General features: G+C 33.9%; 21 protein-coding genes. 14 read left to right on the top strand and 7 right to left on the bottom strand.

The features are described from left to right. The first annotated feature begins 50 nt into the window (after positions 1-50). The 3 genes from ABID42_RS16155 (at position 51) to ABID42_RS16145 (ending at position 3,949) form a co-directional block, all read left to right on the top strand. The gene (locus ABID42_RS16155) at positions 51-2,159 is read left to right on the top strand and encodes a beta-galactosidase (RefSeq protein WP_367284541.1); all 2,109 of its coding nucleotides are present in this window, start codon (positions 51-53) and stop codon (positions 2,157-2,159) included. Between the two features lie 773 nt (positions 2,160-2,932). Next, positions 2,933-3,463 (top strand): transposase, encoded by a 531-nt coding sequence (locus tag ABID42_RS16150; RefSeq protein ID WP_367284540.1) that lies wholly within the window; start codon positions 2,933-2,935, stop codon positions 3,461-3,463. Between the two features lie 135 nt (positions 3,464-3,598). Further along, positions 3,599-3,949 (top strand): DUF1801 domain-containing protein, encoded by a 351-nt coding sequence (locus ABID42_RS16145; protein WP_367284539.1) that lies wholly within the window; start codon positions 3,599-3,601, stop codon positions 3,947-3,949. Between the two features lie 6 nt (positions 3,950-3,955). On the opposite strand, the gene ABID42_RS16140 is transcribed toward ABID42_RS16145, so the two are convergent. Then, positions 3,956-5,884: a tetratricopeptide repeat-containing sensor histidine kinase gene (locus ABID42_RS16140; protein WP_367284538.1), complete on the bottom strand. Its 1,929-nt coding sequence runs from the start codon at positions 5,882-5,884 to the stop codon at positions 3,956-3,958. A 362-nt stretch (positions 5,885-6,246) separates the two neighbouring features. On the opposite strand from ABID42_RS16140, the gene ABID42_RS16135 reads away from it, so the two are divergent. After that, positions 6,247-7,302, top strand: coding sequence for a sensor histidine kinase (locus ABID42_RS16135; protein ID WP_367284537.1), 1,056 nt, complete (start codon positions 6,247-6,249; stop codon positions 7,300-7,302). Between the two features lie 48 nt (positions 7,303-7,350). Here ABID42_RS16135 and ABID42_RS16130 read toward each other — a convergent pair whose 3' ends face one another. Beyond that, positions 7,351-7,950, bottom strand: a complete 600-nt coding sequence (locus ABID42_RS16130; RefSeq protein ID WP_323256067.1) for a HupE/UreJ family protein — start codon at positions 7,948-7,950, stop codon at positions 7,351-7,353. Positions 7,951-8,079: 129 nt separating this feature from the next. Here ABID42_RS16130 and ABID42_RS16125 point away from each other — a divergent pair, with 129 nt between their 5' ends. The 3 genes from ABID42_RS16125 to ABID42_RS16115 all read left to right on the top strand — a co-directional run bounded on the left by ABID42_RS16125 (position 8,080) and on the right by ABID42_RS16115 (position 12,861). Further along, complete coding sequence (locus ABID42_RS16125; RefSeq protein WP_323256068.1) at positions 8,080-8,469, top strand: hypothetical protein; 390 nt, start codon at positions 8,080-8,082, stop codon at positions 8,467-8,469. Between the two features lie 283 nt (positions 8,470-8,752). After that, positions 8,753-11,116 (top strand): TonB-dependent receptor, encoded by a 2,364-nt coding sequence (locus ABID42_RS16120; RefSeq protein ID WP_367284536.1) that lies wholly within the window; start codon positions 8,753-8,755, stop codon positions 11,114-11,116. 113 nt (positions 11,117-11,229) lie between these two features. Further along, positions 11,230-12,861 (top strand): PepSY domain-containing protein, encoded by a 1,632-nt coding sequence (locus ABID42_RS16115; protein WP_367284535.1) that lies wholly within the window; start codon positions 11,230-11,232, stop codon positions 12,859-12,861. 60 nt (positions 12,862-12,921) lie between these two features. Here ABID42_RS16115 and ABID42_RS16110 read toward each other — a convergent pair whose 3' ends face one another. Then, positions 12,922-13,974, bottom strand: a complete 1,053-nt coding sequence (locus ABID42_RS16110) for a PKD domain-containing protein (protein ID WP_367284534.1) — start codon at positions 13,972-13,974, stop codon at positions 12,922-12,924. Positions 13,975-14,310: 336 nt separating this feature from the next. Between ABID42_RS16110 and ABID42_RS16105 the strand changes: the two genes are divergently transcribed. The 7 genes from ABID42_RS16105 to ABID42_RS16075 all read left to right on the top strand — a co-directional run bounded on the left by ABID42_RS16105 (position 14,311) and on the right by ABID42_RS16075 (position 20,642). Continuing rightward, on the top strand, positions 14,311-14,772 hold the full coding sequence (locus ABID42_RS16105) for a hypothetical protein (RefSeq protein ID WP_367284533.1): 462 nt from the start codon (positions 14,311-14,313) through the stop codon (positions 14,770-14,772). Positions 14,773-14,962: 190 nt separating this feature from the next. After that, entirely contained in the window at positions 14,963-16,351 is a 1,389-nt protein-coding gene (locus tag ABID42_RS16100; protein WP_367284532.1) for a c-type cytochrome, read from the top strand. 95 nt (positions 16,352-16,446) lie between these two features. Further along, positions 16,447-17,778 carry a c-type cytochrome gene (locus tag ABID42_RS16095; protein WP_367284531.1) on the top strand — a complete coding sequence of 444 codons (1,332 nt, stop codon included), beginning with the start codon at positions 16,447-16,449 and terminating at the stop codon, positions 17,776-17,778. Positions 17,779-17,780: 2 nt separating this feature from the next. Continuing rightward, a complete protein-coding gene (locus tag ABID42_RS16090; RefSeq protein WP_367284530.1) occupies positions 17,781-17,927 on the top strand; it encodes a hypothetical protein in 147 nt (48 codons plus the stop codon). A gap of 171 nt (positions 17,928-18,098) precedes the next feature. Continuing rightward, complete coding sequence (locus ABID42_RS16085; protein ID WP_367284529.1) at positions 18,099-18,482, top strand: hypothetical protein; 384 nt, start codon at positions 18,099-18,101, stop codon at positions 18,480-18,482. A 190-nt stretch (positions 18,483-18,672) separates the two neighbouring features. Next, complete coding sequence (locus tag ABID42_RS16080) at positions 18,673-19,488, top strand: MbnP family protein (protein ID WP_367284528.1); 816 nt, start codon at positions 18,673-18,675, stop codon at positions 19,486-19,488. A 56-nt stretch (positions 19,489-19,544) separates the two neighbouring features. After that, complete coding sequence (locus ABID42_RS16075) at positions 19,545-20,642, top strand: cytochrome-c peroxidase (protein WP_367284527.1); 1,098 nt, start codon at positions 19,545-19,547, stop codon at positions 20,640-20,642. A 403-nt stretch (positions 20,643-21,045) separates the two neighbouring features. On the opposite strand, the gene ABID42_RS16070 is transcribed toward ABID42_RS16075, so the two are convergent. Genes ABID42_RS16070 through ABID42_RS16055 form a run of 4 tightly spaced genes read right to left on the bottom strand, consistent with a single transcriptional unit; the run spans position 21,046 to position 25,561 of the window. After that, positions 21,046-22,479: a hypothetical protein gene (locus ABID42_RS16070; protein ID WP_367284526.1), complete on the bottom strand. Its 1,434-nt coding sequence runs from the start codon at positions 22,477-22,479 to the stop codon at positions 21,046-21,048. Continuing rightward, positions 22,466-23,017, bottom strand: a complete 552-nt coding sequence (locus tag ABID42_RS16065) for an RNA polymerase sigma factor (protein WP_367284525.1) — start codon at positions 23,015-23,017, stop codon at positions 22,466-22,468. The genes ABID42_RS16070 and ABID42_RS16065 overlap by 14 nt, the downstream gene beginning before the upstream one ends. Before the next feature lie 46 nt (positions 23,018-23,063). Then, positions 23,064-24,326, bottom strand: a complete 1,263-nt coding sequence (locus ABID42_RS16060) for an Ig-like domain-containing protein (RefSeq protein WP_367284524.1) — start codon at positions 24,324-24,326, stop codon at positions 23,064-23,066. Between the two features lie 53 nt (positions 24,327-24,379). Next, on the bottom strand, positions 24,380-25,561 hold the full coding sequence (locus ABID42_RS16055) for a hypothetical protein (protein WP_367284523.1): 1,182 nt from the start codon (positions 25,559-25,561) through the stop codon (positions 24,380-24,382). Between the last annotated feature and the right edge of the window lie 96 nt (positions 25,562-25,657).

Genomic DNA, 25,657 nt, shown 5'->3' with positions numbered 1-25,657 from the left:
ATTTCAATCAAAAACAATCAACCTTAAAACATCTCTATTAAGCTCCGACTATGAAAAATTCCAGATTATTTACCAAAATCTTGGCGAAATATCTATTGACGACAAGCCTGATTTTAGCGAATGTACTGTTTCTTTCCGCACAAACAGCCGATAATAAATTACTTTTTGGAGTAGCTTATTACGATGAATATATGCCTTATGACCGTTTAGAGAAAGACGTTGCCATGATGAAAGAGGCAGGCATTAATGTGGTCAGAATTGCAGAATCTACATGGAGTACGGTTGAACCACAAGATAATATCTATGATTTTTCGCATATCGACCGTGTGTTGAATGCCATGCACAAAGGAGGAATCCATGTTATTATCGGAACGCCTACTTATGCAGTACCAACTTGGTTGGTGAAAAAATATCCTGATGTTTTGGCTGTTACGGCACAAGGTCAAAATCGTTATGGCGTGCGTCAGAACATGGATATTACCAATGAACATTTCAGATTTCATGCTGAGAGAGTCATTCGTAAAATTATGGAACACGTAAAAGACCATCCCGCTATCATTGGCTATCAAGTAGATAACGAAACAAAACATTATAATACCGCAGGCGATAATGTACAGAAGGCTTTTGTACAATATATGAAAGCAAAGTTTAAAACCGTAGATGCCATTAACAAAGCTTTTGGTTTAGATTATTGGAGTAATAGAATTAATAATTGGGATGATTTTCCATCAATGGTTGGCACTATCAATGCGAGCTTAAGTTCTGAATTTTCTAAGTTTCAAAGACAATTAGTGACTGATTATTTAGCTTGGCAAGTAGCTTTAGTGAAAGAATATAGCAAACCAAGCCAATTTGTTACTCAAAACTTCGATTTTGATTGGCGTGGTTTTTCTTACGGAATCCAAACGGATGTAAATCATTTTGATGCCGCCAAATCAATGGACTATGCAGGTGTTGATATTTATCACCCAACACAAGATTTCCTGACAGGCATCGAAATTTCTTTAGGTGGAGATTTAGGTCGCTCGATGAAGAATGGTAAAAACTACTTGGTTATCGAAACAGAAGCACAGGGTTTTCCACAATGGACTCCCTACCCTAATCAATTGCGTTTGCAAGCATTCAGTCATATAGCATCTGGGGCAAATATGTTGGAATATTGGCATTGGCATTCTATCCACAACTCAGCAGAAACCTATTGGAAAGGTTTATTGAGCCATGATTTCCAACCAAATGCTCCTTATAACGAAGCAAAGACTATCGGTAAAGATTTTGATAGATTGAGTTCACAGTTAATTAACCTTAAAAAACAAAATGAGGTAGCTATTCTTTTCAGTAATGAAGCACAAACTGCCTTTAATGCTTTTAGTTTTGGTTGGGGAGCAAGAGAACGTTATAATGATATTCTTCGTCCGATGTATGATGCCCTTTATCGCATGAATATTGGTACTGATTTTATCGACCCAAGTTCTACTAATTTTGAAAAGTACAAGCTTATAGTAGTACCTGCCCTTTATGCGGCTTCTGATGAATTATTAAACCGATTAAATACTTTTACGAAAAATGGTGGTCATGTAATTTATACTTTTAAAAGCGGTTTTTCTAACGAAAACGTAACGGTAAGAAATACCATTCAGCCCGGAATTATCAACGAAGCTTGTGGAATTTCATATAATCAGTTTACAGTTCCGAATAATGTTGCTTTGAAAGGCGACCCTTTTCAAGTAGGTACTGAAAATAACAAAATCAATACTTGGATGGAGTTAGTTACGCCTACAACTGCCAAAGTATTGGCATATTACGAACATCCATCTTGGGGGAAATACGCTGCGGTGACAGAAAACGAATATGGCAAAGGTTTAGCGACTTACATTGCTTGTATGACAAATGCTAAAACAACGGAAAACATCTTGAAAGATGCCTTAAAGAAAGCAAAACTTTGGGGAGTAAATCAAAATTTAGCTTTCCCTTTAATCACCAAAGAGGGCACAAACACAGCAGGGAAGAAAATCCATTATTATTTCAATTATTCTGCTGATAGTAAAAGCCTTACTTATCCACACAAAAGTGGAAAAGAGTTGATTTCAAGCACAAAAATTCAAAATAACCAAACGATAGCTTTAGGAGCTTGGGATTTTAAAATCATTGAAGAAGAATAATACCTAACCACTTAATATCCAGAGCCTCTTTGCACACAAGCAGAGGGGCTTTTTTTGTTTTCAGGATATGAATATGACTTTATTAAGCTTCAAGGGGATCTTTGTAAACAAACAAAAGTATTTTTCAAGGGTGAAAATGTTTATTTCTACCTTATTAAATAGTTTTTCAAGGGTGAAAATGTTTGTTTCTACCTTAAAAATAAATTTTTCAAGGGTGAAAATATATTTTTCTACCCTACTAAATAATTTTTCAAGGGTGAAAATATTTATTTCTACCCTACTAAATAATTTTTCAAGGGTGAAAATATATTTTTCTACCTTACTAAATAGTTTTTCAAGGGTGAAAATATGTTTTTCTACCCTACTAAATAATTTTTCAAGGATGAAAATATGTTTTTCTACCTTATTAAATAATTTTTCAAGGGTGAAAATGTTTGTTACTTGTTATTACTACATTCCAAAACGGTAACTGCAAGAGTTACTGCTACAATTTATCATGAGATAAAATACCGAATAATAATTTTCGTAAAATGAATTAGGGTTTGTCTTGGGGATTTTGTGGGAAAGTGGTAGGTTGTAGGGGAATTTAGATTTGTTTTTAATAATTAAAATATTGTTCGTTGAAAGATTAGTAGTTTGTGAAGACACAAACTACGGCTAGAGAATAAAAAACAATAGTTGCCCCATCGCCGTTGTTCGTGTCTCCACGAACAACCCAACGACAAACAGGCAAGCATATATAATAAACGAAAATCTACAAAACCCAATCAGCTATGCAATATTCAAGTATGCAAATAGGCGTTCCATATTTTTACACCGCCACCATTTTAAATTGGCAAAAATTATTAAAGCCTGACAAGTATAAGGACATAATTATCAGTAGCTTACAATATTTAGTAGCCAAACAAAAAATTAAGGTATTTGCATTTGTTATTATGCCAAATCATATCCATCTGATTTGGACAATGTTAGCTAAAAATGGAAAAGAGATGCCAAATGCTAGTTTTATGAAATATACTGGACACAGGTTTTTAGAAGATTTATCATTGAATCATCCGAATGTCTTATCTTATTTTGAAGTAGAATCAGCCAATCGTAAATATCATTTTTGGCAAAGGAATAGTCTTCCAATTGCTTTATATTCTCCAGCCGTTTGGCAACAAAAGATTGATTATATCCATAATAACCCAATCGTTGAAAAATGGAATTTAGCCGATTTACCTGAAAACTATAGATATTCCTCTGCTAAATTTTATGAACATGGAATTGACGAATTTGGAATATTGAGCCATTGGCAAGATTAACTAGATTAGTAGCGAAAAAATTGTTCGTGGAGACACGAACAATGGCGAAAGATTAGTAGTTTGTGAAGACACAAACTACGGCGAAGTAAACTTTACACTTCAATGAAAAAGCATATCCTCCCCTAAACCAAACCCATGAAAGAAGTCGATAATTTTTATTTGAAACAAGAAGAGCCTACTAGAAGTTGTTTGATGGCTTTGAGCGAAATTATTCTTTCGCAAGACAAAGACATTACGCATGTTTTGAAGTACGGAATGCCATTTTTCTGCTATAAAGGGAAAATGTTTTGCTATTTATGGATTCATAAAAAATACCAAAAACCTTACATCGGGATTGTAGAAGGTAAAAGCATTGACCATCCGGACCTAATCATAGAAAAGCGTTCAAGAATGAAAATTATGCTTTTTGACCCAAACAAAGATTTACCTTTAGAAACTATTGAAATGATTTTAACTGAAATAATGAAATTGTATAAAGTTGTGTGATGAGCATTAAATTCTACTAAACTCTACCACAAATTCTGTTCCTTCTTTTTCTTTACTTTTCACAGCAATGGTGGCATTGTTTAGTTCTACAAATTTTTTCACAAGCATTAAGCCAATGCCAATGCCTTTTTCTTTTTTAGTCCCATAAGTCGAAATACTTTTCCCAGATTCTTGAAAAATCAATTTCAATTTATCTTCTGTCATCCCAACACCATCATCTTTGATAGAAACCTTAATAGTACTTTCATTCACAGAATAACTAATCACAATTTTGCCTTTGGGTTTGGTAAATTTAATGGCATTAGCCACTAAATTTTGGAAGAGTATTCGAATTTGATCGGGGTCGCCTTTAATTGATAGAGGTTCTTCAAAATGATGACTCAATTGAATGTTTTTTTCACTCGCCACCATCACAAAAACACCAAGTATTTCATTGATAATTCCTGTTAAAGACAAATCTATTGATTGCGTTTTCAAACCTTCTCGCTGACTATTTGCCCAAGCCAATAGGTTTTCTAACATGGCAGAAGTAACAGTCATTTGCTCTAAAATTCTATCAAGCATCATCTGTTTATCTTCTTCTTCCAATTCTCCTGTTTTAAATAATTCTAATGCCCCAAGCATCGTAGCAAATGGCCCTCTTAAATCATGTCCAATGATAGAAAACAATCTATCTTTTGTTTGATTGGAATGATTAAGCTCTTCATTTTTTTGCTCAATCAATTCATTCTGAGAGGCGATGAAATCTGTTTTTTTCTGGAGTGCTTGGTATAATTTTTTATTTCTCTTAGCATTTCTAAAAGTAATCAAGGTAATAATCATTAAGAATAAAGCAATCAGTATAATGATGAGGGTTACCATTTGGCTAGTGGCTTCTTTCTCCTCCGCAATCTGATTTTTCTTAATCAACACTTCGTTTTCAGCTTGTTGTTGCTTTAAGTTGAGTGCATTTATTTCCTTTTCTTTTGATTCATCAAATAAACTATCGCTATAAATTTTATCCATCAAAAGATATTTATAAGCATTTTTTGAGTCGCCAAGTGCGCTATAGGATTCGTGCAATACTCTTAAAGCTTGTTCAATATCCCATTTAGTATTATTTTTTTGGGCTAAAGAAAGCCCTTTTTCACTATTGATACTTGCTTCTTTAAACTTGCCTTGCTTATAATAACATTTTGCCAGACCAGTATAAGCGAAACTATTTTCCCAATCGTTTTGATATTTTTTATTCTTTAGCACAGAAGAATAATAAACAATTGCTTTATGTGTTTGTGATTTTTGTAAAAAGTAATCGCCGAGTCTATTGTTTGCCATCGCAATCAAATGCTCGTCGTGGATTTTTGTGCTGATTGATTTAGACAGTAAAAAGTAATGAAGAGCACTATCTGATTTTGCCTCTAAATAAGTCAAAGCAACATTAAAGTAATTAGCAGATAATCTTGTTTGATTGTTGATATTGGTATTGATTTTTGCCGCCTTTAGGAATTCTGCTAGGGCTAAATTAGTTTTTTTCTGGGCAAGGTAAATCAACCCAATTACATTGGACGCCCCTGCTACTCCCGCTTTATCATTACTTTTATTACTGATATTTAATGAAGTAAGTATATAGTTTAAAGACAAGTCGTAATTACCTTTCATGTAGTGCATTTTACCAATATTGACATAAGCAACAGAACTTCCTTTATCATATTTTAGCGATTTGGATAATGCTAAAGCTTTCTCTGAAAAAATAAAAGCACTGTCGGAAACCGTTTGCATGTACTCGTTTGCAATCGTATTCAATAAATTGATGGTGGTAGTATCTGGTTTCTGTTGGGCAGAAACACTTAACTTCTTCCATTGCGAAAGCAGTTGGTCAAGTTTTTTTTGTTGAGAAAAAACCAAGAAAGGTAATAACAAAGAAAACAATATCAACACAAATACTTTTTGAAACATAAACTAATTTAATGATAATGGGAAGAAGGTTGAATTACTATTAATTTGCTTTTATTACTTCATAAACTAATACAAATACAATATAAAGATATTTTATATATATCTCAACAGTTATTTTGTTTGTCAGAAATTCTAAGTGAAAAGCAATATAAATATTTCAAGATAAGCAAAAAACATAAAAACACATAAATATAGGATGATGAAATATCTCTAATATTTTCAATGAAAATTAATGAAAATTTCATCCATTTTTATTGAGATAATTTGATTGAGAAATCATAACTTAAACAAAAAAGGCTTTGGAAAGTAATTTCTACACTATCCAAATTCGAATAAAATAACTAAATCCAAATTAATTAATTATGATAACGGAAAATGAACAACAAACTCTTCGCTCTGCTTTTTTTGATAATGCAGAGCTTCATTTTATTCTATTTGACAGTGAACTGAATGTTATAGATGCAAATGAAACCTTACTTAAATTTTATCATCTTGAGCGAGATGCTTTCGTTGGAAAACATATTTTAGAAGTAGCTCCTAACGCTGAAGAAAAAGGATTAGTAAAAAAATACAATGAAGTAATACTTACTGGTAAACCCATTATTATTGAAGAAATTATTGGAAGCCCAATTTATGGAAATCAGTACAACAGAGTAAAAGCCTTCAAAGTTGGTAATGGTGTTGGTGTGGCAATTTCTAATATTACCGAATATAGAAATACGATAGAATCTTTAGAAGTATTTTCGTACAGATTATCGCACGATATTAAAAGCCCAATGACAAGTGTATTGGAATTAACAAAAATGGCACTTCAAGAAGACCCCGTTGATATTGATACCCTAAAAAGCTATTGTGGACTGATTAATGAAAGCGTTAGTAGATTATTAGAAACGGTAGAGCAAGTAAACAAATCGCTCAAAATCCAAAAAGAGATTCCGCATTTTGAATTAATTGATTTCAGGACTATTATTGATGAAGTAAAAAAATCTCTAGCCAGCGTTGAAGGTTATTCTGCTCAACATTTTGAAGAAATAATAGATTTACCTTTTGATTTTCACTTTGATAAATCCATCATTACTTCATTATTTCAGAACATCATTGATAATGCAATCAAATACAGAAATATTGAAAGAGATGATTCATCCTTAAAAATAAATATTTCAGGCGATAAGGAATTTGTAAAAATTATTTTGTCGGACAATGGAATTGGCATCAAAAAAGAATTGCAAAAAAACATTTTCAAGCTATTCTATCGTGCTACTAGTCAAGCACATGGCACAGGAATTGGACTTTATACTTTAAGATATACCATCGAAAAACTTGGAGGAAGAATCTTTTTTGAGAGTATCGAAGGACAAGGAACTACTTTTAAAATCATCATTCCTAATAAAATCGGCTCAATAAATCCTGTAGTATAAAATGATTTAGGTATTTTCTTCAGCGTAATAACTGAGGAAAATACCTATCTAAGCCTTCAAAAAATCTGTCCCTAAAATTAAAGTAATAGCAATTCCCGCCACTAAACTTGAGAGAATTAAATTCCAATCATGTTTTTTTACTTTGAAAATATCTAACAATAAAGAGCTCAACAGTAAGGAAAGTAACACAATCAGTAATTGTCCGATTTCTAAACCAATATTAAAGGACAAAAGCGGTTGCCAAATACTTTCTTCTTTTCCCAACAAACTTCTAAGGTAATTTGAAAAACCCATTCCATGAATTAACCCAAAAATCATTGCCATCGGATAACGTAAAATGGAAGAATGTTCTGCTTGTGAAGCTCGCTCAGAAGATTTATGAAACAGATTGATAAAACAAGTAAGGACAATAGTGACGGGAATTAAAAATTCTATAAATTCTGAGCTATAAGTAATTATTTGAAGTGTTGCCAAAGCCAAAGTAAGCGAGTGCCCAATGGTAAATGCTGTAACCAAAATAGCTACCTTTTTTAAATCCTTGAGTCGAAAAATAGCACATAGCGCAACAACAAACAAAATATGGTCATAACCATTGATATCTGTAATGTGCTGAAAGCCAAGCTTGAAGAATGTTTGAAAGTCTGACATGATGTTGATGATTAATTTTTGTGGTTAGTAATCCACAAAAGTAAATATTTTAAATTGATTTTTATTTAAAATAACATCAGGGTACAACTTATTGATTCTGGTAGTAAATTGCGTGAAATTTAAAAATCCATGAAAACCAAAAACTACATAGCATTACTGCTGTTGGTGTTGATTAGCGTAAAAACGCTACTCGTACCTGTGGTGTATTTGGATTTTGAATTAAGAAAGGAGTACATCATTCAAAACCTTTGTGAAAACCGTTTCAAACCACAAATGAATTGTAATGGTCATTGTTATTTAGCTAAAAAACTACAAAAAGTAGCAGAAGACAATGCCACCAAAGAAACACAAAAACAAGGGCAATCTCTCAAGAAAATCTTGGAAGAAGTGTTTGATGCCGAGCCAACTTTCTCTTTAGAATGGGCTTTTTTACCTCTTTCTTCAAAATCTATCTACACATTTCTTACTGAAAATTCAGTAAGTGTTAGTTCTTCTCTTTTTCATCCTCCTACTGTCTAATCACAGAAATTTTCTGGTTTTGTTTTTTATTTTTTGAAGAAGTATCTGGCTTTCTTCCCAGTTAATCTTTTGCTTCAAAATATATAAACGAACAAATCCCCCATTTTCTTTCAAGTATTAACACAGTCATTCTTTAAAATGCTGCTGTTTGGTTTTTGTATGTCTGCTTGATTCAGCCATATATGCTTTGTATTATTTCAATACAAGAAAGCTTTCTGGACGATTTAAGCTTATAAAAACAAGAATTCAAAAGCTCAGTAGCCTATTGCTATTCATAAAAAAGATGAAAAACATAGTCAATTTTATCCTCGTCATGTTTTTGACGATAAGTACTTCCTTTGCCCAAAATCTAATAAAAGGTAAAATTTTTGATAGCTCCACCAAAGAACCCGTAGTAGGTGCTTCCGTAAAAGCTTTAGGCACAACTGCTGGAACTACTACCAATATCAACGGTGAATTTGCCTTGAAAACTAATGAGAAAATCAATAAAATTTCGATTTCAAGCATAGGTTTTCAGACTTTAGAAATGGATTACAAAGCCGAGCAAGTACTCAACATTCCTTTAGAGCCTTCGGTAGAAAACCTTCAACAAATAGTAGTAACTGCCAACCGTGAAGCAAGTTTGCGTACAGAAGCTCCTGTAGCGATTTCAAAATTATCTTCAACCTTAATTAACGATGCCAAACCAACGAGTATGTACGAAATCATCAACAAAACGCCCGGTGTAGTGATGATGAACTACAATAACGAACAACACGGGATGGGTATTCGTCAACCAATGGGAACGGCTGCGTACTTTTTGTATTTAGAAGATGGCGTGCCAATTCGTCCGATGGGCGTTTTTAACCACAATGCTATTATTGAAATGAATGTATTTTCGGTTTCATCGGTAGAAGTAGTAAAAGGTCCAGCTTCATCTTTGTACGGCCCAGAAGCCGTTGGTGGTGCGATTAACTTTATTACGCAACGCCCAACTGCCGTACCCACTGCAAGAGTAGGTGTTCAGTTTGATAATTATGGTTATAAAAGAGTGCAATACGGTGCGGGTGCAACTGTTGGCAAATTTGGTTTGTACTTAGGCGGTTATGTGGCGAAACAAGTGAACTCTTGGCAAGCAAGAAGTGATTTCGATAAAACGTCTTTCAATGCCAGAGCCGAATACAAAATTTCTGATAAAACTCGCTTGGTAAGTACTTTGGCTTATAACGATTACTACTCACAAACTGGTGGAAGTGTAGATTCAATCGCTTTTTATAAAAGAGAATATTCTTCGACTTCCGATTTTACTTACCGAAAAGTATTAGCGACACGTGCCAAAATTTCTTTAGAACATACTTGGAATTCCAATGCAGAAACGACTGTTACGCCCTATTACCGTAATAATTCTGTCGGACAAAACCCAAGTTATTCAATTCGTTGGACAACTGGGAGTTCTACGGCCAAAGGAGAAATCAATGATAACTCATTTACTTCTTATGGCGTTTTGGCACAGCATTCACAGAAATTCAATTTCTTGAAAGCTCGCTTGTTAGTCGGCGGTACTTATGATTATTCAACCAATCCGTATCGTTCTTATACAATCGACCTTACAGCGAAATTGCGTGCTGATGGAAAATCGGTTGAAAAATATACTTTGGTAAAAGAAAATCCAGATGTTTTTGTAGCCAAATATGATGCTAAAATCTACAACACAGGTTTATTCTCGCAATTTGATTTTGAACCCATCCAAAAATTAAGACTTTCATTAGGGCTTCGTTACGACCGCATGGCTTTTGATTATTTAAACTATTTAGATAACAATGCCACAGGAACAAAAGAGTACAGCCAAGTAACGCCAAAAATCGGAGCGACTTATGATTTAGGCAATGGAAAAGGAATTTATGCCAATTATTCACAAGGCTTCTCGCCTCCGGGCTTAACGGCAGTTTTCCGTAAAACACCTACGGGAAGTACGAATCCATTTTACTATAATTTAACACCTGCCTATTTCGACAACAAAGAAGTAGGCGGTTGGGCTTCGTTTTTAGATAACAAAATTTATATCGACGTTGCCTATTATGAAATGAATGGTAAAAACGAATTATTAAGTATTCGTCAGCCCGACAACTCTACTGACTATCAATCTGCTGGAAAAACTTTGCACAGAGGTATCGAATATGGCATTACTTATAAACCTAATTCAGAATGGTTTATTCGTTTTGGCGGAACAAATGCCGTTCACCGTTTTATCGAATTTACGTTGAGTACAAGAGCTTCGGATGTAGTGAAAAACGTGAACGGAAAAGATATGCCTTCTGCACCTTCATTTATTGCCAATTCTGAAATCACTTACAAACCCAAATGGGCGAAAGGTTTACGTGCTGCTATCGAATGGCAACGCTTGTCATCGTACTACCAAAACCAAATCAATACTGTGATGTACAACGACAAAACTGCTTTCGGACTTTCGGGCGTGAGTGTATTGAATTTCCGTGCAGGTTACAATTTCAAAGGTATTGAAGTATTTACGAACATCATGAACTTGACTGACGAATTGTACGCCAACCAAGCTTCAAGAGGTAATAATGCTACTGACAGAACAACTTATACTCCAGCCGCTCCACGCACTGTGGTGATTGGCTTGCAGTACAATTTTACGGGTAAATAATTGTGATTGAGTGAGTTAGTGAATTGTAAATTAGTGATTGAGTGATTATACAATCTCTAATGATTAATATTCACTAATTCACAATTCACTCAATCACTAAATAAAAAAAAAACATGGCAAATAACATCATTGAAATAACCGACGAGCAGGTTCTGAAAGAATCGTACTTCGGAGGAATAAAGAAAAAAATTAAACGAAATATTTATCGTTGGCACAGAATCATCGGTTTAATTACGATGATTCCCGTAATCTTTTGGTGCATTTCAGGAATGATGCACCCTTTTATGTCGCATTGGTTTAAAGTAAAATTGGCACATGAATTTGTAAAGCCAGAAGCGATAAACCAAGCCCAAATCAAATTGTCTTTACAAGAAGTATTGAACAAAAATGACATTACAGAATTTAAAAATTTCAGAATTGTCAGCTTCAATGACCAAACTTATTATCAAGTAAAAAGAGTAAGTAATCGTTTGGCGTACTTCAATGCTACGGATGCTAAAATGCTTGAAAATGGCGATAAAAAGTACGCAGAATTTTTGGCTCGTTATTTTACAGAAGACCAAAAATCAGCCATTAAAAGTATCGAAGAAATTACAGATTTTGATGAAGAATACGCTTATGTGAATCGTCTGTTGCCGGTTTGGAAAGTATCATTCGATCGTGCCGATGGCATGGATATTTACGTAGAAACAGAGCAAACTCGTTTAGCAAATTTCAACGAAAACCGCAGAAAAGCATTTTTATGGGTATTCAGAACTTTCCACAACTGGGATTTCTTGACAAAAATTTCCAATAATACGCTCAGGATTTCCATCATGATTGGCTTTCTTGCTATCATCATTATTTCAATGTTGAGCGGTTTGGTGATTTATGGGTTTATGTGGGGGAAATTCAAAAAACCACGCAATGCCAACGATAAAGTAGGAATCTTGAGAAAATACCACCGCCAAATAGGACTTTGGGTTGCTTTTGTAACCTTTACTTTCGCTTTTTCGGGAGCTTATCACGCTACAAAAAAACTTACGCCCGACGAACGAATCAAGTATTTCTACCAACCAAGCATCAAAACAGCAGATTTACAAACAGCTAATTTGGCTTTGCCTTTAGACTGGGCTAAGGTTGCAAATCTTTCTTTAGCCAAAATCGGCGACAAATTGTATTACCAAGTATTTTCAAAATCGGAAGAAAAAGGAGCTTGGAAAAAAGAACAACAAGACAAAGCCGAACGTTTTAACGAAACTAAAAAGACGGTCGTAAAAGCTAATATTCAATATTATGATGTTCAAACAGCAAGTCTTTTAGAAAACGGAATCAATGAACATGCTAAAGAATTAGTCGGACATTTTATTGAGCAAGGAAAAACAGGTGGCGACCCAGCTTGTTGTGATTTAACTACTAATAATGACGTAACAGAAGAGGATGAATTGCCTGCCATTACTTCAATAAGTTTTTTAAACAAGTTCGACAAAGAGTATGGTTTTGTGAACAAACGCTTGCCAGTAGTGAAATTAGCTTTGGCAACCGACAATCATTTGACCTATTATGTAGAACCAGCCACCAGTCGTTTAGCCGCACAAATCGTTGATTCAGACCGCCGAGAAGGACTTTCTTTTGGCGTATTACATAAATTTTTGTTTATGGATTGGGCAGGAAAAGACATCCGTGACATCGTTACGATTCTTTCAGCTTTAGGTATTTTGGTTGTGAGTTTATTTGGATTTGCTTTGTTTTTGAAGGTGAAGTAGGAAAGAAAATAGTCGTAGAATCTCTAAGAATGTTCTACGACTATTAGCAGTTCACTAAACCTAATAAATTAAATATCTAACTTTTAGTATTCCATCAATTTTTCCAAAACTTTCAAAATCTGCATTTATTTTGTAAGTTATCCAAAATGCTTTGTCAAACATTTCGGGAACGATTTTTCGTTGGGGTACTTCTTTTATTTCTAAAATTTCAATGGTTTTCTTTTTAGAGCTTACCAGAGGAAGAATATATAAACTCAATCCCCAATCATCACTATTTTGAATACCAAGCTTAAATTTTGATTTAATTTGTTCATACTTCATTTCATTAGTCTTCATACTATCCGATTTAACGTTGAAATTTATTAATTCGATAGAATTAGAATTGAAGCTAGTCCTGTTTTTTAATAAAAGGTATCTATTGCCTCCTGCAATATCCATGTACTCAGTAACTGTTTGGTGATCAAAACTTTCTGAAACATCAATTTGTTTGCCTAGCCACTCACCTTTAAAATACCCTAATTCTCTATTTACAATATTTTTTATCTCTATTTCTACTTGTTTGTGATTAGAAAAACGACCACTTGCATTTAAATTGATAGGATATTTACCATTCATATCGAACATAAATGTAGGACTTCCCTCTTTTGTGTTATATCCCCAATTTCCTACCCTTGTACTAATCTCAATAGAAGAATAGTTTTTTGATAAATTTTTCATTTTTACAGCCCCATCATCTAATAATTCAATAGAGAAATCAGCTATGGGGGTGTTTTTTTGTATATAATTTATTACAATTTGCTTATTAACTGTTTTTGATTTTCCATTTTTATCATATCCAGTTAAAATAATAGTATAATTACCATCCTTTTTATAATAATATCTTCCATTATCAAGTATCATTACTCCAGAAGATGTTGAATCAACCATTACTTTTGTTCCATCTCCATAATCTAAATCATATTTAACTGCATTATGTAGTCTGCTTGAGACAATGACATAATTGTATTCTTGTATAACTTCAATATCTACACCCAATTTAGTGGTGTTAAATATATCTTTTTCTTGACAAGAAAAAAGTAGTAATATACTGGATAGATAGAATAGATGTTTCATTTTAGAAATAGATAGGGTTAACCTTATTAATACAAAAATAGTCTTATGGTTGTGAAATATTGGTATCTGAATAATTAAATTTTAGTTTGCTTGAAATAAGCAATGATAGCCATTGGCAACAATAAAACCTAAACTTTCAAATTAGTCAAAAGGGTAGTGTTTTTATGCTTAAACAAACATATCAAAATAGCGAAACAATAACTATAAATTATGATTAGTTTATCTTTTATTATTTATCAAGCTGTAGTTTACTGGGAAATATGGAAGCTATGATTCTTATACGTTATATTTGTATTATAATTCAAAAATTATCAATTTTTGAAAATTGTTTAATCAATGTTTACTTTCAACATAGACATACAAAAGCTAACAAAGCAACAAATAGCCAAGCTTAAAAGCTGGTTGGCTTTGTCTATTGTAGCGGTATTATTGGGGCAAAGTGTTGTTGGATATTTATTGGTTTTTTCCTTAAAAGATGAAACTACTTTTAGTCAAGAAATATCCAAGACTGAATCTAAAGTAAAGCAGTTACATCAAGAAACGAAACAAAAATTACTGGCTTTAATCGATTTCGATCAATCGTCCGACAAACAAAACAGGGGAACAAACAGTGTCCTTAATATTACACCATTCAACTTATTCTGTGAAGATTCATCCATTAAATTACCCTTTCATTATTCCTTTTCGTTTCCACAAAAAAGAAATTATCCTTATCTAAACCTGTACTACTTTAATCTTTACCTCAAGATTCCTCATCCTCCACAAAATATCTCTTTTTCTGCTGTTTTTATGGGCTAGCATTCTTTATTTGAGAATGTAATTGATGCGCTTTACCTAAGATTTTTCTTAGGATGAAATCACATGCCCAAATAATTTTAAAGTTTAACAAAAGCAATATGTATTAGGCTATTCTTTCAAAAAAGTAACCCAAATACGCATTGCCATAAAAAATATTAAAATGGATTTTCCAATTTTTCACCTCGATTTCATGGGTGACAGACTGCTTATTGCCATCATAGCAGTAATCCATGTACTTATCAATCACGGTTTAGCCGTGGGCTTTATTCCTTTGGTCACTTTACTCGAATACTTAGGTTTCAGAAAAGCCAAACAAAATGAAGTTGTCAATTTAGAGTGGGATAATTTAGCCCGTAGATTAATGACGATTGCCTTTATCATTACCACTACACTCGGAGCGATGACGGGCGTAGGTATTTGGCTTTCAGCCTCCTTAGTAAATCCAGCTTCCATCAGTAGTTTGATTCGTGTGTTTTATGGCGCTTGGTTTGTAGAATGGATGGTTTTTGTAACCGAAGTTGTCCTGATTATGATTTATTACCTTTCTTGGAAAAAGTCAAACGTCAGCGTTGAAGCCAAATCTAAACATATCATGTTTGGCGTAAAATTATCAATTGCCTCTTGGGTAACGATGGCAATTATTGTATCAATCTTGGGCTTTATGATGGATACAGGCAGTTGGGTAGAAAACAAAACCTTTGTTTCGGGTTTCACCAACCCCATTTATTTACCACAATTAATATTCCGTACTCCTTTGGCGGCTTTAATGGCAGGTTCATTGGCACTTTTCCTAACGATGTTCCTTACACCAAATGGTTCTGATATTCGCCGAAAAGCTTCAAGAGTTATCGCCCTTTGGATGTTGCTGGCAACGCCTTTTTGTGCTATTGCTGCCTTTTTGTATCATAGTAAAATCCCTAAATTAATGATTGGGAACTTACCTGTGGCAGTTGGCACAATAGACTTTCAATCTTGGTACGACCTTTTAGTTTATTTTATTTTCGGAGCTTTATTTTCTGTTTTGGTAGTGGCAGGACTTACTTTCTTCAAACCGAAAATCAAGATTCCGAAACTATTGTACATCATTCCAGTACTTGGTATGTTAGGCTTTGCGGGAATCTTTGAACGTATCCGTGAATTTATCCGAAAACCTTATGTAATCGGAAATTACATGTATTCAAATACCCTCAGAAAAGACGAATATCCTTTATTCAAAAGAGATGGTTTACTCAAGTACGCAACCTACTCGCCTGTACATGAAGTAACCGAAGAAAACCAATTAGTAGCTGGCGAACAAATATTCTTGTTGGCTTGTAGTCGTTGCCATACTACTAACGGAATCAATTCGGTTGCCGAGAAATTTGAAACGATGTACAGTTTGAAAGAAGGCGAAAAGTTAAAGCCCGAAATGATGAAATCCTACATTTCGCACATCGAAAATGCTCGCTACTTCATGCCTCCTTTTCCGGGAAATGAAAAAGAATTGGATGCTTTGATTGTGTATATCAAGAGTATTCAAGAAAACAGAGTACCTGTAGAAGGTGTACAGGAAAAAGGACTTCAACTGAGTAAAAACTAATTTTCATTGTTAGGAAATCCTTAAAAGGTTCGTAATGAATTCCTTTGAAGGATTTCCTATTGCCCAATTTTTCAATGGGCTTAAATTTTGATACCATGATATTACAACATATTTTCTTACAAATCTTATTGCAAACGCCAGTACCACACGATTTACCTCTGCCTTTGCCTTTACCACATGGCGTGCTGGTTTTTGCCTTAGTTTTTTCATTTTTGTTACATATAATTTTTATTAATCTAATGTTAGGTGGCTCACTCCTAACGCTTTGGAGTGAGATAAAAGGCTTGAAAAATCCTGAGTACGATAAATTGGCTTATGAAATCGCCCAGACAATTACTGTTAATAAAAGTATGGCAGTAGTATTGGGCGTTGCACCTTTGCTGACCATCAATACACTTTACACGCTGTATTTTTATTCGGCAAATGCCCTTACGGGTTTGTTTTGGATAGCCATTATTCCACTCACTACTTTGGCTTTTTTGCTTACTTATGCCCATAAATATTCTTGGAATGTACTGAAAGACAATAAAGCACTTCATATTTCTATGATTGCGGCATCTGTGGCTATTTTTTTATTTATTCCTTTTATCTTTTTGACGAATATCAATTTGATGCTTTTCCCAGAAAAATGGAATACTATTTCTGGTTTCTTTGAAGCTTTGGCTTTACCGAATGTTTTTCCAAGATACTTACACTTCATTTTTGCTTCGTTGGGTGTAGCTGGACTTTTCATTTTCTGGTATTTCGGTAGAAAAAGTTTTGCCTTTGAAGAAAAATTCCAAAGTTTGAGTCTTTATGAAATTCGCAAAAAAGCCTATTCACTAACTTTTTCAGCTTCGGTAGCTCAGTTTCTGATTGGACCAATCGTACTCCTGACGCTTCCTACCAAAGGAATTAGTTGGCAATTGATTCTGACGATTCTGACGGGTGCAGCTTTTGCTATTCCAGCTTTATGCTGGATTTGGAAAGCCATTACTGGACAAGCCGAAAAAATCGCTGATAATTTCTGGAAAGTAACATTACTGTTGACCTCTACAGTAATTTTTATGGGTTCGGGAAGACATTTATACCGAGCTACGGCTTTAGAGCCCCATCAAAAATTGGTAGCCAAAAAAACTGCCAAGTATCAAAAAGAAGTACAGCAAGCCATCAAAGATGCCAACAACCCCAACAAAAAACCCGTAGTTGCTGATGCTGGCGAAGCCGTTTTTACCGCAAAATGTAGTGCTTGCCATGCTTTAGATACCAAAATTGTAGGCCCACCTGTGACAGAAATGGTAAGTATTTACGAAAAAGACGAAAAAGGACTACATGACTGGATTCGTAAACCGGGAAAAAAACGTGCTGATTATCCACAAATGCCTGCTTTGGGTTTATCAGAACAAGAAATCAAAGACGTATCAACCTATATTCTAAAACAAAAATAACCATGAAGATTTTATTAATCAGTATCGGAATAGCTGCAATTGGCTTAGTGTGCATTGCCGTTGCGGCTAATATTTTGTTGCAATTAACAATTCTCCATAAAAATGGCTTGAGATTTTTACCCAATATCAGAAGAAATAAAAATGAGTAAAAAGAGAAAAATCCTCCCCGACTGGAAAAGAACAGTCGGGGCAATTATTCTGTTGCTAATGCTAATTGTATCAATGTTGTTGGTATTATTCTTTGGCAAATAACAAATATCATGTTGATATTTTCGTTTTAGAATTAGCATTGGAAAAAATACCAGCCTAACATTTGCAGAATGTTGACACGTGTTACTATATACTTTCTACTTTTAGTACTGAATTTACCTTTATTCAGTCGTATGGGCGTTGTCGTGTACTTCCAAGCCAATAAAGCTTATATTGCGAAAGTACTTTGTGTAAACAAAAATCGTCCTTCTTTGCACTGTGATGGTAAGTGTTATTTAGCTAAAAAACTAAAAGCTGCTGAAGAAAGAGAACATAAGCAAACAGCAGAAAGGTTAGAGAAAATGCCTGAAATTCAGCTATTTTGTCCTTTCGGAAATCTTAATTTTAGCAAAATCTCTTTCATTGAACTTCTCAGAAAAGCATCAAATTTTGCTTTTTTAGCCAATCCAGTTGCTGGCATGCTAAAAGGTATTTTTCGTCCTCCACAATTCTAATTCCTTTCTTTTTACTGGTTTTTGGTTCAAAGCTCTAAAGATTTAATCTTTTTTGCGATGAATATGCCCAAAGCATTGATGTAGGTTGTACATAACCTATTATTCACTTGCATTGGATTCAATCTATTTTTTACTAATCAAAAATTAGTTAGGCAATACAATACTGTCTATCTGTTTCAAAATTCCTTGTATGAAAACGAATAAATTACTGTCAATACTTTTTTTCTTGGGTTTTATCGTTCTATCTGTTTCTTGTAAAGATGATGAAAATAAACTCAATCCAAACGATAAAAACTCAATCACACTTTCTTTCGATAATAATGTGGGCGACAAGGCTTTAGTACTTGGAACTGGAGCTTATACAAACAGTTCTGGCGAAGATTTTACGGTTACTACTTTAAATTACTTTATTTCTAATGTTTCGTTCAAGAAAGAAGATGGTACTATTGTTAAATTTCCGAATAATTATTTCTTGATAAAACAGTCAGATGCTGGTAGTCTTGAAGCTGAATTAAAAGATATTCCTACTGGAAATTACAAAGAAGTATCTTTCATGGTTGGTGTAGATAGTACTAGAAGTACTTCTGACCTTAGCCAAAGAATAGGAGTACTTGACCCAGCCTCTTATGGTGATGATGGCATGTACTGGGCATGGAATTCGGGTTATATTTTCTTTAAATTTGAAGGAACATCTTCTGTTATTCCAACAAATGCTTCAGGAAAAAGACCATTTCAACTGCACGTAGGAGGTTTTGGAGGAATGACGACAAAAACTGCCAATAATCTTCGTACGATAACATTACCACTCTCAAATGCAGCTACAGTTCGTAGCAATATTGCGCCAAAAGTACATTTGTTTGTAGATATTTTGAAGGTATTTAATGGTACTACTCAAATAAAATTAGCTGAGACCAATTTGGTACATACTATAAATACAGCTACACCTATTGCCGACAACTACAAGCAGATGTTTAGCGTAAACAATGTTAGTAACGATGCTAATTAAAAAAACACTTCTACTCTTCATATTTATTGAAGAGTAGAAGATTAAATAAATTAGATATGAAGAATCTATTCTTAAACAGCAGCGTACTGTTTCTATTTCTGATGGTTTTCTCCTGCTCAAAACAGCCAGATGGGGTAATTGAGCCTGAAAAACTATTTTATCAGCCTAGCAATTTTCAAAGTCCAGTTTATAAATTGGAAAGTAATCCTATTACAAAAGAAGGTTTTGAATTAGGAAAAAGTCTTTTTTATGATGGACTACTTTCGAGAGACGGTTCAATGTCTTGTGGCGAATGCCATCGACAAGACTTTGGCTTTACGCATCATTTGCATGATTTAAGTCATGGAATTGATAACCAGATTGGTTTAAGAAATTCATCATCATTACAAAACCTAGCTTGGGAAAAAACTTTTGGATGGGACGGTGGCGTATTTGATTTAGATCTTTTTGCGATTTCTCCTATCGAAAATCCAGTTGAAATGGACGATAAAGTATCGAACGTATTAGATAAGCTGCGGAAGACTGACAAGTATCCCCTCATGTTCAAAAATGCTTTTGGAACTACTGAAATTACTTCACAACGATTTTTGAAAGCACTTTCTCAATTTTTATTGTCTTTAGTTTCTGCTAATTCTCGTTATGATAAATACATAAGGAAAGAAAGTGGAGTAGTTTTTAACGAAACAGAATTGGCTGGAATGGAATTATTCAAACAAAAGTGTTCCTCATGCCATGCTGGAGAATTGTTTAGTGATGGAAGTTTCAGAAATAACGGTTTACCGCCAACAGAACGCCAACAAGTAGTTTATAGAATGGTGGATGGTGTTAAGAAAGCATTTATCGAACCTGTAATTGATGATGGAAGAATGCGAGTAACGGAAATGCCCAAAGATAAAAATAAGTTTAAAGTACCAAGTCTTAGAAATGTAGAAGCCACCAAACCTTATATGCACGATGGGCGATTCCAGACGTTAGATGAGGTACTCAATCATTATATGAATACCGTTACGGCTACCCAAAATCTTGACCCAATTCTCAATCAAAATGGCAAACTTGGTATTCCTCTGACGGCTACAGAAAAAACTCAGATTATTGCATTTTTAAGAACACTTACCGACAGAGAATTTCTGACTGATAAAAGGTTTACTCCTTAATCAACAAAAAATATCATGATAAAAGCTATTCAGAAAAATGGCAAACAACTACTTGAATGGTTTGAGCGCCATCACAGCATTATCACAAATGGGAAGATATCCTTACTTTTGGTGCTTTAGGAATTGAATACTACTACAAAACGTATTTTTAGGAGTGAATTATCAGAAGTCAATTAACCAAGATTTATCTGGAGGAGAATTAAAAGCGAATACAAGGTTGAATGTGCATTTTACAATATTGATATAGAAACAGTATATTTTTTGAGGAGTAATCCGCTTTGGAATACTCCTCAAATCTTAGTTTATAGTTTACTAACTTCTCCGCTAAATAAAGCAACCGTTAGTGCAACAACAATTAATACAATACAAACTAGCCCCTTCCAGAAAAAATTAAATACGCTTATCATTTTAGTTTGAAGTTTATCCCAATATTAAAGCCAATTTTATTGGGTTTGATTAATAACAAAGAATTTGAATCACTTTGTTCGTTGAGCGAATAACTAAAAGTTGGCTCTACAAACAAATAGGCATGATCTCCAATCTGACGAGTAATTCCATAAGCAATATTCGCAAAGGCATTCAACTGGTTACTTCCATTAATTTTGTACGCTCCCTCTACGCCTACATTTACATAATGAGAAAGTGATTCCCCTCTTAAAAAAGTATATTGTAAATCAACCTTTGTACCTAAATAATACGCTGACTGAGCATATACTTTTTTGAGTTCAGCAAAACTTACATCTACGCCAGTAGTATTATCAGGTGACTGCACCACTAATGAATCTGTACGAACTTGATAGCTAAAACTATGATTGGTTTTGGTGAAAGTCAAACCCGTTCTTAGCTTAAATCTATCCGACAAAGTAAAAACTAAACCTGCCTGCGTATAAAAACCTAATCGGTCAGCTTCATCATTCACCGCAATTTTGTGAACATAATTCGCATCGTTGCCATTAGCTGTGATGGTATAATAATTAATCAGTGGCATCGCACTAATGTACCATTCTACTGGCTTAGATTCTTTAAAATATACAGTAGGTTTTGGTCCACGATACTTTATTTTCGGTGTTCTGAAATGATTTGTAAATGGATGATACGCTTTTGCATCAAGGCTTGTTAATAATGTTGAACGCTGCTCCGAATACTTAGTTGCTTCAATACTTTGTTTATCGGCCGACTCGTCATCAATATTTTCATACTTACCTGAGAATACAGCAGAACGATTGGTTTTATTGCTTTTATTCAAAGAATATTTTTTTGAATACTGATTCACAAAGTTATTTTGCTTTGCACCATCTGCAAGTTCATCTTGAACCTCATTACTTGAATTAACAGGTGGTATCACTCCTGCTACTTTTAATCTATTTTGTTGTTCTTTTAAAGTCGTTTTTTTACTTTCTGATGATAATTCATGTTGAACTTTTTCAGAAGTTCCATTACTCTCAATTGTTGAAGATACTATTTTGTCTGATTTTTGTAAATGATTTTCCTCAATAATAGTCGATTTATTTTCTTTATTTAAGTTTTTATTGTTTTTTTCTAATAAATCCCTAGAATTTATGGTTTTGTTTAACTCTTTTTCTTGTGTTTTTTCAACCTGAGCATTTTCGGTTTCATTACTGATTGACGAAGGCATTAAATACACACCGATGCCTGTCAGCAATAACAAAACTGCTACTGCTGCCATTTGCCAATACGGTATTTTCCTTGCTGGATTAGCAGGAAGTTGAGGTTCTATTGATTTCCAGAGTTTATTGTTTGGTTCAGATTCAAAATCAAACAATTTATCTCTGAAAATATCCTCAAAAGGGTCTTTTTCGTTATCAAGTGCGTTCATAGCTGACAATTCCCAGTTGTTTTAATTGCTTTCTGAGTAACTCTTTGGCTCTTGAAAGCTGTGATTTTGAAGTATTCTCGCTCACACCCAACAATTCTCCGATTTCTGCATGATTATAACCATCAATTACATAAAGGTTAAATACCATCCGATAGCCGTCGGGTAATTTATTGATGAGCGCAAGAAGTTCTTCGCTTGTAAGTGTTGATAATAGGTTGGGGTAATCATCGTTGCTTAGTACAATATTTTCATATTCTGTATTTTGTTGAAATTTTAAATTCGCATGATAATAATTTATTGCCGTATGAATTACCGCCTTTCTAACCCAAGCACCAACAGCCTTTGGGTTTTCAAGGGTATGAATGTTATTAAATATTTTCACAAATGCTTCTTGATAGATGTCTTCGGCCTCCTCGGGCGTGCGAGTATAACGACGACAAACACCCATCAATTTGCTTTTATACAGGTCATAAAAAGCAGTTTGGGCTTTGCGGTCGTTTTTTTGGCAGGCTTTGACTAATTCCTGTTCGTTGAGCATTTAGTGAGTTTTGTAGCAGTAATAAATTCTAGTTAAAATTTACTACCTATTTTTTAATTCTAATTGTAAAAGTGGCTTTGAGAATTTCTCCATTTGTACTGGTAACTACATACTTAAATTGATCATTATACTCTTTGCCATCTTGTTGTTTCAGCTTGTATAAAAGCTTTTTGTCTTCAATGCGTATCATACCATAAGTAGGTTGGGTTTCAATACTAATATTCTTGATATTTACACAACCAGAGACGTATAATCTATAAGGAATTTCTATCTCTGTTTCTTTTACCTGACTAGCCGACAATTCCATTTCTCCATTTTTAGCATAAGCTTTACAAGTAGGAATGGCACGGATAAAAATCTCGACAAACATTTTTTGCGGATTCGCTCCATTTTTGTCGTAAATCGTGTACTCTAGCAAATCATTGGCTTCTTGTTTGGCAGTTTGGGTATATTCAATTTCTGAATTAGCATTTACTATCGCTTTTCCAAACTGTGGATTAGCCGTAATTTTCAAACTTTTTACATCGTAATTATCACAAATTTTATCGTTTTCAAGCACTTTTATTTTCTGTGTTGAAGTATCGTATTTGTCGATAACAATCACATCTGGAATTAAAATATTTCTACACCAAGTTCCTTCAATATCAATCCTTACGGCAACGATTCTACACACAGGATTACTCCCACCTGTGCAGATTTGATAAAAAAAGATGTCATTTTGATAGAAATTACTTTTGGGTGTGTAAACGATTTTATTCTTTACAATTTCGGCAGTACCAAAATTTGGACTATCCAAAATGGCTAAAGAACTTGAATCAACAATGGCATTACAGAAACGGTCATTTTTCAATACATCCAAGACGGTTGGTGTATTTAATTTCACCGTGAAAAAATCTGGAATTGCTCCTGCATTACAAGGAATTTTACTGTAATCCGAAGTAATGTTTACTTTAATAGTATCTCGCTTATCTTTTGTAGGGTCACCATTCATCATTTTATAAATCAGGAAGTCGGTTACTTCATTCTTTGTAGAATCTGATTTATACACTAAATAACCTGTTTTAGAAAATGAATATTTACCGTATTGAGGTGCACTCACAATTTTAATCGAACTATAGCCCGATGCTTTCAGAAGCACTTTGGTGTCAATTGCGATAAAATTATTAGGAGGAGTATAATAATTTTTTGTATCAATCAACGACATAGTAGTGACTGTTGGTTTTACTGTTGGCTCGACTTCCCTGATTTCGTCGCAACCAACAAGCAAACTCAATACTATGATGAAAAATATACCTACAAAAATTCTCATGTTATTTTTTTGATGTTTGTTTGTTGACTTATCAACAAACAAACATCGTTTTACTATTTATCTTTTTTGGCTGCAACAAAATTCCCATCTTTATCGAAATAAACATAGTACTTATCTGTTCCAAAAGTAATGACAACTAAATATGCCTGTGCAACATCATTTTTAAGACTTACACTTCCTTTCACAAAAGTCCAGCCAACATATACTTTGTTTAAATAATCTTTGACTGCCTGCGGAAGGTCGTTTGCTACAATACTCTTGTCTTCGATTTTAGGAATAGTTGGCAATTTAGGTTCTAAAACACTAATAAATTTACCTTTTCCATCAAAAGTAAGTGTAATAATTTTACCCTCTTTTGCGATAACAATCGTATATGAATCAATAACTGTATCTTTTACAAGCACCACTCCTTTTTCAAATTTCCAACCTAGATAATTGGTTGAAAGATAATCTTTAATTACTTGTGGTAAGTCGGTATCTTTCAAATATTTAACCTCTGGTTTAGGCACTTGTAATTTTATGGCATTTTTGTTTTTTAAGACCCCTGTGCTATCAAAAGTTATCTCGTATAAAACATCTCCAGTTTTGGCAACAACAAAATATGTTTTCTTTCCATCCGAATCCGTTTTTACGAATGCTCTTACAAATTCAAAGCCGCTCAACTGACTTTGAATATTGGCTGGCAACTCGCTTAAAACGACAGGATAAGTTTTAGGAGATTGTTTGGGCTCTGGTTTCTGACCTTTTGGTTCTATAAAAGTAGCTAATAAAGTGCCAGTAGCATCAAACAGCAAAGTAATTTTTTGATCGTTATACACAATCAAAACCTTGTAAGAAAGCTTTGCGTTGGCATCTTTTCCAACAGCTACTTTTTCTAATTTATAGCCTTTATAATTGGTTTCTAAATACAGTTTTATTGCATCAATTAAGGCTGTTTTCGTTGTATCTGCTTTGATTTCATAAGTACTTAAAATCTTTCCAGCAACCGAAACGGTGGCTTCATGAGCAACACCATTTACTAGAAAATCGCAACCATAAACTTTATTTGAATCAATCGTTGTCACTAAAAGCTGTGTTGCAGTCGGATAATCTTGCTTAATTACTGCTGAAACTTTAGCCGCAGAAGCCGCATCAGTCGTTTCATTTTGACTTTGCTGACCAAGATCAATACTTTCTTCACAGCTTGTTAAAATGCTAGTCAATGCCAAGGCAAAGACAAAAAGTACTTTTTTCATAGTATTTCACAAATTTGGATTAACACTTCAATTGAAAATTAAAAAGAGCTTCCCTTGAATTTGTGATCAGTAAACACAAGGAAAATTTTGAGATGC

Source organism: Arcicella rosea (assembly GCF_040543805.1).
Classification (GTDB): Bacteria; Bacteroidota; Bacteroidia; order Cytophagales; family Spirosomataceae; genus Arcicella; species Arcicella rosea.
The sequence above is the reverse complement of the archived record's forward strand: the minus strand, read 5'-3'. Positions and strand labels throughout refer to the sequence as shown.

Bases quoted from the DNA above. Each gene is read 5' to 3' on its own strand.
- ABID42_RS16155 (WP_367284541.1), top strand. From the start codon at position 51: ATGAAAAATTCCAGATTATTTACCAAAATCTTGGCGAAATATCTATTG.
- ABID42_RS16150 (WP_367284540.1), top strand. From the start codon at position 2,933: ATGCAATATTCAAGTATGCAAATAGGCGTTCCATATTTTTACACCGCC.
- ABID42_RS16145 (WP_367284539.1), top strand. From the start codon at position 3,599: ATGAAAGAAGTCGATAATTTTTATTTGAAACAAGAAGAGCCTACTAGA.
- ABID42_RS16140 (WP_367284538.1), bottom strand. From the start codon at position 5,884: ATGTTTCAAAAAGTATTTGTGTTGATATTGTTTTCTTTGTTATTACCT.
- ABID42_RS16135 (WP_367284537.1), top strand. From the start codon at position 6,247: ATGATAACGGAAAATGAACAACAAACTCTTCGCTCTGCTTTTTTTGAT.
- ABID42_RS16130 (WP_323256067.1), bottom strand. From the start codon at position 7,950: ATGTCAGACTTTCAAACATTCTTCAAGCTTGGCTTTCAGCACATTACA.
- ABID42_RS16125 (WP_323256068.1), top strand. From the start codon at position 8,080: ATGAAAACCAAAAACTACATAGCATTACTGCTGTTGGTGTTGATTAGC.
- ABID42_RS16120 (WP_367284536.1), top strand. From the start codon at position 8,753: ATGAAAAACATAGTCAATTTTATCCTCGTCATGTTTTTGACGATAAGT.
- ABID42_RS16115 (WP_367284535.1), top strand. From the start codon at position 11,230: ATGGCAAATAACATCATTGAAATAACCGACGAGCAGGTTCTGAAAGAA.
- ABID42_RS16110 (WP_367284534.1), bottom strand. From the start codon at position 13,974: ATGAAACATCTATTCTATCTATCCAGTATATTACTACTTTTTTCTTGT.
- ABID42_RS16105 (WP_367284533.1), top strand. From the start codon at position 14,311: ATGTTTACTTTCAACATAGACATACAAAAGCTAACAAAGCAACAAATA.
- ABID42_RS16100 (WP_367284532.1), top strand. From the start codon at position 14,963: ATGGGTGACAGACTGCTTATTGCCATCATAGCAGTAATCCATGTACTT.
- ABID42_RS16095 (WP_367284531.1), top strand. From the start codon at position 16,447: ATGATATTACAACATATTTTCTTACAAATCTTATTGCAAACGCCAGTA.
- ABID42_RS16090 (WP_367284530.1), top strand. From the start codon at position 17,781: ATGAAGATTTTATTAATCAGTATCGGAATAGCTGCAATTGGCTTAGTG.
- ABID42_RS16085 (WP_367284529.1), top strand. From the start codon at position 18,099: ATGTTGACACGTGTTACTATATACTTTCTACTTTTAGTACTGAATTTA.
- ABID42_RS16080 (WP_367284528.1), top strand. From the start codon at position 18,673: ATGAAAACGAATAAATTACTGTCAATACTTTTTTTCTTGGGTTTTATC.
- ABID42_RS16075 (WP_367284527.1), top strand. From the start codon at position 19,545: ATGAAGAATCTATTCTTAAACAGCAGCGTACTGTTTCTATTTCTGATG.
- ABID42_RS16070 (WP_367284526.1), bottom strand. From the start codon at position 22,479: ATGAACGCACTTGATAACGAAAAAGACCCTTTTGAGGATATTTTCAGA.
- ABID42_RS16065 (WP_367284525.1), bottom strand. From the start codon at position 23,017: ATGCTCAACGAACAGGAATTAGTCAAAGCCTGCCAAAAAAACGACCGC.
- ABID42_RS16060 (WP_367284524.1), bottom strand. From the start codon at position 24,326: ATGAGAATTTTTGTAGGTATATTTTTCATCATAGTATTGAGTTTGCTT.
- ABID42_RS16055 (WP_367284523.1), bottom strand. From the start codon at position 25,561: ATGAAAAAAGTACTTTTTGTCTTTGCCTTGGCATTGACTAGCATTTTA.